Here is a 7,336-nt window from a genome sequence, read left to right as displayed (position 1 = left end):
GGCCGGGGCCCGGGCGGCGGTATCGGCGGCAGGAAGGTCACGTCGGCGACCAGCCCGCGGGCCGCGACCACCCGGGCGAGCGAGGTGAGCAGCCCGTCGTCCCCGATGAAGGCGGGCACGCTGGTCGGCCGCCCGTCCGCCAGCCGGTAGCGGATCGTCACCGGCTGGACGTCGGCGCCCGCCTCCACCGCCGCCTGGAACAGCGCGGGCCGGAACCGGCCGCTCTCCCGCCCGCACCAGGTCGACCCCTCCGGGAAGACGATCACCGGGTGGCCGGAGCGCAGCACCTCGGCCACCGTCGCGACGGTGTCCGGCAGCGTCCGCAGCCGGTCGCGGTCCAGGAAGACGGTGCCGCCCCAGGCGATCAGCGGTCCGAGCACCGGCCACTTCCGGACCTCGGTCTTGGCCAGCGACCGGCCGGGCCGCCCGGCGGCGAGCAGCGGTATGTCCAGCCAGGACACGTGGTTGGCGACCACCAGCACCCCGCCGTCCGCGCCGGGCCCCCAGCCGTCGGGCCCGGCGAGGTGGACCGTCACCCCGAGGGTGCGCAGCACGACCCGGGCCCAGAGCCGGACCAGCCGGTTCCGGGCGCGGTCCGGGAACAGCCGGACCGGCAGGAGGAGCACGACCCCGGCCAGCACCGCCGCCAGACAGGCCGTCAGCCGCAGCGCCCGCCGGGGGTGGGAGACCTCCGGCGGGGCGTCGGCCAGGCAGGTCTCGGGCCGGCAGGTCGCGGTGGGCAGCCAGACGCTCATGACGAGGCGCCCGAGGCGGGTACGCCGGACAGGAAGTGCCGCAGGTAGCGCGGGTCGGTGCGCTCCAGCGAGAGCAGCACGTACAGGTCGGCGCAGTCGAAGTCCGGGTCGTACGCGGGCTCGCCGCAGACCCAGGCGCCGAGCCGCAGGTAGCCGCGGAGCAGGGCCGGCAGCGCGCCCCGCTCGGCGCGCGCCACCCCGGTGGCGTCCCAGGGACGGTGCGGGGTGACCCGGTACTCCTCGGGCGCCAGGTGCTTGGCGCTGACGGTGTCCCAGACCCGGGCCGCGGTGGCGCCGCCGTCCGCCAGCTCGATCGAGCAGCAGCCGCCGACCCAGGTGTTGCCGGTGTCGGCCAGGTAGCGCGCGATGCCGCCCCACATCAGGTTGATGACGGCGCCGTTGCCCCGGTGGTCCGGGTGGATGCAGGAGCGCCCGAGCTCGACCAGGCCGGGGCGGACCGGAGCGAGCGCGGAGAGGTCGAACTCGCCGTCGGAGTACAGCCGTCCGGCCCGGCGGGCGGCCTCGGGGCGCAGCAGCCGGTAGGTGCCGACGACGGCGCCCTGCTCGCCCTCGCGGACCAGCAGGTGGTCGCAGTACTCGTCGAACGGGTCGACGTCCAGGCCCGCGACCGGGCTGTGCAGTTCGGCGCCCAGCTCGGTGCCGAAGACCTGGTGGCGCAGCCGCTGGGCGGCGCGCACGTCGTCCTCGTCGCGGGCGAGGGAGACGGTGTACGCGGCCGGGGCGGCGGGCTGGTGGGGGCGGGGCGCGGGGACCGCCGGGGCGTCGTGGGTGGTGGCGACTGCGGACGGAGCGTACGTGGGGACGGTGGTCATGGCGGACCCTCCAGGGCAGCACGATCGGCGGTGCCGTGGATCACCAGGGCACCGTCCCGGTCCGCAGGCGGTTGGGCATGGACGCGAACCGGTCCCCGTGTTTCTCTCCGAATCGGTTGGCATTTATGTTGCGGCCCGGGGGAGCGCAGATGTGCACCTGTTGAATGGGACCACCCGTGGCCCGGCGGTCATCTGCCCGGCACCGGGCGCTCGTTCGCGGGGGGTGGACAACACGCGCCACGGGGGCGTACGGCCGCACCGCACGCCCCCGTTGTCGCGACCCCGCGGTCGTCACGCGGCTGCTGTCACGCCGCTTCCGTCACGATCGCGCCGTCACGCCGCACTCGTCACGTCGCTGCCGCGATGATCGCGACGCGCCGCGCCGCTGCCTCGGCGATTGCGCCGCACCGCTGCCGCGACGACCGCGCCGCGCCGCTCAGAACGCCCGCCAGCCCTCCGGGTCGACCCCGCCCGGGACGGCGCCGGCCGGGCCGTACGGCTCGCGGGTGTAGACGAAGGAGCCGACGTCGAGGTGGCTGGGCGTGCCGTCGGGGTGGCGGACCACCCGCAGGGTCTCGCCCGCGTAGTAGTTCTCCACACCGGTCCAGGTGCCGTCCGGCTCGGGCCGGAAGCGCGAGCCCCGGCCGCGGCCGGTGAGCGGGGTGAGTTCCAGCACCCGCCCGGGCCGCAGCCGCAGGGCGGCCGGGGCGGCGCCCCAGTACCAGGGGCCGGTGAGCTCCAGCAGCTCCGTGTCCACCTCGGCCAGCGGGCGCCACGGTTCGGGGAGCCGGGGCTCCAGTTCGGCGGTGAGCGCGATCAACTCGGCGGCCAGCGACGCGGCGCTGGCGCCGCTGGTGGCGTTGGAGAGGGCGTACGCGGCCAGGCCGTCGGCCTCGCTGATCCACAGGCCCGCGGTGAAGCCGGGCATCGAGCCGGTGTGCCCGTACAGCAGCCGGCTCTCGTCGCGGCGCAGTTGCAGGCCGAGGCCGTAGCCGCTGGTCCACTCGGCGTCGTCCGGGGCGACGGCCGGGCGGCGCATCTCGGCGACGGTGTCGGCGGACAGCACCTTGTCGTCGCCGGCCGTCAGGAAGGCCGCCCAGCGGGCCAGGTCGGCGACGGTGGACCAGAGTTGGCCGGCCGGCGCCATCAGGCCGGTGTCGGTGAGCGGCTCGGGCAGCATGACGTCGGCCCAGGGGTGGACGGCGAAACCCCCGGCGTGCGGGTGCTCGGGCAGCAGCGTGGTGCGGTCCATGCCGAGCGGGGCCAGCACCTCGCGGCGCAGCACCTCGCCCCAGGGCTCCCCGCGCAGCTTCGCGACCAGGGCGCCGAGCAGCGCGTAGCCGGGGTTGGAGTAATGGTGCACCCGCCCGGCCGGGTGCTTCAGCGGCCGGTCGGCCTCCAGGACGTCGTCGAGGCCGGGCCGCAGCGAGCCCTCGGTCCGCTCCCACCACGGGCCGGGGGTCTCGGCGGTCAGGCCGGAGGAGTGCGCGAGCAGTTGGGCGACGGTGGCGTCGTCGGCGGGGGTGCCGGGCAGGTGGCGGGAGAGCGGGTCGGCGAGGTCGAGCAGGCCCTCGTCGCGCAGCCGCAGCACCAGCACGGCGACGAAGGTCTTGGTGAGCGAGCCGATCCGGTACTGGACGTCCGGGGTCGGCGCGTGCCCGTCGACCATGCTGCGGGCGCCGCTCCACACCGGCCGTCCGTCGCGCAGCACGCCGGCGACCATCGAGGGCGTGCGCCCCTCGGACTGGGCGACGGCGAGCCGGTGCAGCAGGGCGCGGCGGGTGGCGGGCAGCAGCTCGGAGGGGAGGTCGGTCATGTGGGCTTCTGGACTCATCGACATGTGCACGGACAGTAGTCCAGACCGGTCGCGACGCCGACCCAATAACCCCGCGCCCGGGCCCCGTGACCGCCCGCGCACGGGCCCGGGGACCGCCCGCGCCCGCGCCCGGGCGCCGGATCAGGCCGGGCCCGGTGACCGGATCAGCCCGGCAGCGGCGGCAGTTCCGGCCGCTCCAGCCAGGCCTCGAAGAGCGGGCCGAGCGGTGCGGCGGTGTACCGGGCGGCGTGCGCGCGCAGGTCGGCGGTGGCGACCACGCCGTGCCGGTTGGCGCCCGTCCAGTCGCGCAGCATCGCGAAGAACGCGTCCTCGCCGAGCGCCCGCCGCAGCGCGTGCACCACCAGCCCGCCGCGCTGGTACAGCCGGTCGTCGAACATCAGCCTGAGGCCCGGGTCGCCGAGCGTCAGGTCCTGCGGCAGCCCGGCCAGCAGCCGGTGCGCGGCGGCGGCGTGCACGGCCGCGCCCGGGCCGCCGGCGTGCTCGGACCAGAGCCACTCCGCGTACTTGGCGAAGCCCTCGTTGAGCCAGATGTGCCGCCAGTCGGCGATGGTGACGCTGTTGCCGAACCACTGGTGGGCCAGCTCGTGGGCGATCAGCCGCTCGCGTTCCCAGCCGCCGCCGAGGTGGTTGGTGCCGAAGGTGGCGACGCCCTGCGCCTCCACCGGGACGTCCAGCTCCTCGTCCGCGACGACCACCGCGTACTCGCCGAACGGGTACGGGCCGAAGACCTCGCCGAAGTAGGCCGCCATCTCCGGCTGCCGGGCGAAGTCCCGGGCGAACGCGCCCGCCAGTCGCTCCGGCACGTAGCCGGTCTGCGGCACCGCCGGGCGCACCGCCAGCGGCACCGGCCGGTAGTGCCCGATCGACACCGTCACCAGGTACGTCGGGGTCGGCGCGCTCTGCTCGTACACCCAGGTGGTGCTGGACGCCCGGGTGGTGCGGGTCAGCAGCCGGCCGCTCGCCACCACCGTGAACGGGGACGGCGTGGTGACCGCCAGCTGGTAGGTCGCCTTGTCGGCGGGGCGGTCGTTGCACGGGAACCAGGACGGCGCTCCGACCGGCTGGCTCGCCACCAGCGCGCCCTCGGTCAGCTCCTCCCAGCCCAGGCCGCCCCACGGGCTGCGCACCGGGCGCGGGTTGCCCGCGTAGTGCACCTCGACGGTGAACGCCGCGCCCGGCGCGAGCGCCCTGGCGGGGCGGATCCGCAGCTTGCCGCCGCGGTGGGTGTAGCGGGCGGCCTTGCCGTCGACCAGCACCCGGCCGATCCGGAACTCCGCCAGGTCGAGCGCGAACTCCGCCAGCGCCGCGTCCGCCACCGCGCTCAGCCGGGCCGAGCCGGCCAGCCGGTTGGGCCCGGGCCGGTAGTCCAGCGCCAGCTCGTAGCGGTGCACCCGGTAGCGGTGGTCGCCGCTGTTCGGGAAGTACGGGTCCGGGGCGCCGGCGGCCGCGGGGACGTGCTTGGGCTTCACGGGGACGTGCGCTTCCTGCGGGCCGGGACGGGGGGACGGGGAGGTGGTCACGGCGTGCTCTGCCACGCCTCGATCGGGTTGCCCAGCCACCGCGTGTCGGCGGGGACGGACTCGGCGCGCATCACCAGCGAGGCCGGGCCCAGCGTGCTGCGCGCGCCCACCGTGCTGCCGGGCAGCACGATGCCGCCCGGGCCCAGGGTGGCGCCCTCGCGGAGGACCACAGTATCCATCCGCATGATCCGGTCGTGGAAGAGGTGCGTCTGCACCACGCAGCCCCGGTTGACGGTGACCCCGTCGCCGAGGGTGACCAGGTCCGCCTCCGGCAGCCAGTAGCTCTCGCACCAGACCCCGTGCCCGACGTGCGCGCCGATCGAGCGCAGCCACAGGTTCAGCACCGGGGTGCCCGGCACCGCGCCGACCAGCCACGGCACCGCCAGCATCTCCACGAAGGTGTCCGCCAGCTCGTTGCGCCACACGAAGCCGCTCCACAGCGGGTGCTCCACCGCCCGGAACCGCCCGACCAGCAGCCACTTGGCGGCCGCCGAGACCAGGCAGGCCAGCGCGCCGGCCGCCAGCAGCACCAGGCCCGACAGCAGCGCGGCGGTCAGCGGCGAGCCGGCCGCCAGCCAGGACAACGCCGCCGCGGTCAGCAGGCCCAGCGCTCCCGAGGCCAGCACCGGCACCAGCCGGGTTACCTCGACCAGGCCGCGCGCCCACAGCAGCCGGGCCGGCGGCTCGTAGGTCAGGCTCTGGTCGGCCAGGTCCGCCGAGCGCGGCAGCCGCATCGGCGGCATGCCCAGGTACGAGCCGCCCTTCTTCGCCTTCGCGGGCGTCGCCGACAGCACGCCCACCAGGCCGCGCTTGGGCACCGAACGGCCCGGCGCGGTCATCCCCGAGTTGCCGAGGAACGCCCGCTCGCCGACCTTCGCCTCGCCGAGCCGCACCCAGCCGCCGCCCAGCTCGTACGGGGCCATCAGGGTGTCGTCGGCCAGGAACGCGCCGTCGCCGACCGTGGTCAGGCTGGGCAGCGCCAGCACCGTGGACACCTCCGCGCCCCGGCCGACCCGCATCCCGAGGGTGCGCAGCCACAGCGGTGTGACCAGCCCGGCGTAGAGCGGGAACAGCACCTCGCGGGCCCGGTCCATCAGCTGGGTGACGGTCCACGCCTGCCAGCCCACCCGGCCGTGCAGCGGGTGCGTCCCGGGCACCAGGCCGGTGCTCAGCAGGCGGACCAGCACCACCAGCTGCGCCGCGTACACCGCGCCGAACGCCAGCGTGGCGGGCAGCAGGCCGAGCAGCGCGCCGCCGAGCGCCGGGCCGAGGGCCGCGCCCTGGTCGACGAACCGGGACAGCACCGCCAGCGCGGCGAGCGCCGGCAGCGCCGGGAGCAGGCCGAGCACGGCACCGCTGGCGCCGTACAGGGAGGCCCAGCGGGCCCGGCGGACGGGGCGCTCCTTGGGCCAGGCGCGTTCGGCGCGACCCAGCTTGACGGCGGGCGCGCCGCCCCAGCGCTGGCCGGTCGGCACCTGCCCGGTGACGCTGGAGCCGGCCGCCACCTGGGCGCGCTTGCCGACCCGGGCGCCGGGCAGCAGCGTCGAACGGGTGCCGACCACGGCACCGGAGCCGATCTTGACCTGACCGATCAGCAGCCGGTCGCCGTCCAGCCAGTAGCCGCACAGGTCCACCTCGGCCTCGACCGCGCAGCCGCGGCCCAGCTTCAGCATCCCGGTGACCGGCGGCAGCGAGTGCAGGTCCACCTCGGGCCCGACCTTGGCGCCCAGCGCCCGGGCGTAGCGCGTCAGCCAGGCGCCGGACAGCGAGTCCGCGCCGCTGAGCTCGGCGAGCCGCTCGGCGGTCCACAGCCGCAGGTGGACGGAGCCGCCGCGCGGGTGGCTGCCCGGGCGCACGCCGCGCAGCAGCAGCCGGGCGCCGCCCGCCGCGACGGCCAGCCGGCCCGCCGGGGTGTACAGCGCGAGCGCACCCGCGCCGACCCACCACCAGGAGGCGGTGGGCGCCCACGGGAAGTCGCCGAGGTGGGTCAGCAGGTTCCCGGCGGCCAGCAGGGCGACCGTCCAGCGCAGGCCGACCACGGTGAACAGCGGGACCAGCAGGAGCAGCTGGAGCAGCTTGGCCCTGGTCGGCACCAGGGCGACGGTACGGGCCTCGGCGCTCTCGCCGGCGGTGCGCTCCAGGTGCCGGGCGAGCTTGCGCAGCGTCGGGTGCTGGTAGATGTCCAGCACGGCCGCGCTCGGGTAGCGGGTGCGCAGCAGGGTGGTCAGCCGGGCGGCGGCCAGGCTGCCGCCGCCGATCGCGAAGAAGTCGTCGCGCGGGCCGCCGACCCGCACGCCGAGGATCTCCGACCACTGCTCGGCCAGCCAGGCCTCGGTGCCGTACAGCTCCTCGCCGGGGCCCGCGTTCTCCAGCTCGGGCAGCGGCCAGGGC

At 76.4% G+C, this 7,336-nt stretch carries 5 protein-coding genes; all 5 read right to left on the bottom strand.

Annotated features, from left to right (window positions below):
• Positions 1 to 755 (bottom strand): lysophospholipid acyltransferase family protein (locus ACFU6K_RS24960; protein ID WP_380666527.1); only part of this gene is annotated, 755 nt, incomplete at its 3' end.
• A complete protein-coding gene (locus ACFU6K_RS24955; protein ID WP_380666526.1) occupies positions 752 to 1,588 on the bottom strand; it encodes a GNAT family N-acetyltransferase in 837 nt (278 codons plus the stop codon). The genes ACFU6K_RS24960 and ACFU6K_RS24955, both read right to left, overlap by 4 nt.
• 436 nt (positions 1,589 to 2,024) lie before the next feature.
• The gene (locus ACFU6K_RS24950) at positions 2,025 to 3,404 is read right to left on the bottom strand and encodes a serine hydrolase domain-containing protein (RefSeq protein ID WP_380666524.1); all 1,380 of its coding nucleotides are present in this window, start codon (positions 3,402 to 3,404) and stop codon (positions 2,025 to 2,027) included.
• Between the two features lie 164 nt (positions 3,405 to 3,568).
• Positions 3,569 to 4,894 carry a M1 family metallopeptidase gene (locus ACFU6K_RS24945; RefSeq protein ID WP_380666522.1) on the bottom strand — a complete coding sequence of 442 codons (1,326 nt, stop codon included), beginning with the start codon at positions 4,892 to 4,894 and terminating at the stop codon, positions 3,569 to 3,571.
• Positions 4,895 to 4,941: 47 nt separating this feature from the next.
• Positions 4,942 to 7,336 (bottom strand): Pls/PosA family non-ribosomal peptide synthetase (locus ACFU6K_RS24940; RefSeq protein ID WP_380666520.1); only part of this gene is annotated, 2,395 nt, incomplete at its 5' end.

This window comes from Kitasatospora sp. NPDC057512, assembly GCF_042802135.1.
Classification (GTDB): domain Bacteria; phylum Actinomycetota; class Actinomycetes; order Streptomycetales; family Streptomycetaceae; genus Kitasatospora.
This window is presented reverse-complemented; position numbering and strand designations above follow the sequence as displayed.

Coding starts and splice junctions, on each gene's coding strand:
- ACFU6K_RS24955 (WP_380666526.1), bottom strand. CDS start 1,588: ATGACCACCGTCCCCACGTACGCTCCGTCCGCAGTCGCCACCACCCAC.
- ACFU6K_RS24950 (WP_380666524.1), bottom strand. CDS start 3,404: ATGACCGACCTCCCCTCCGAGCTGCTGCCCGCCACCCGCCGCGCCCTG.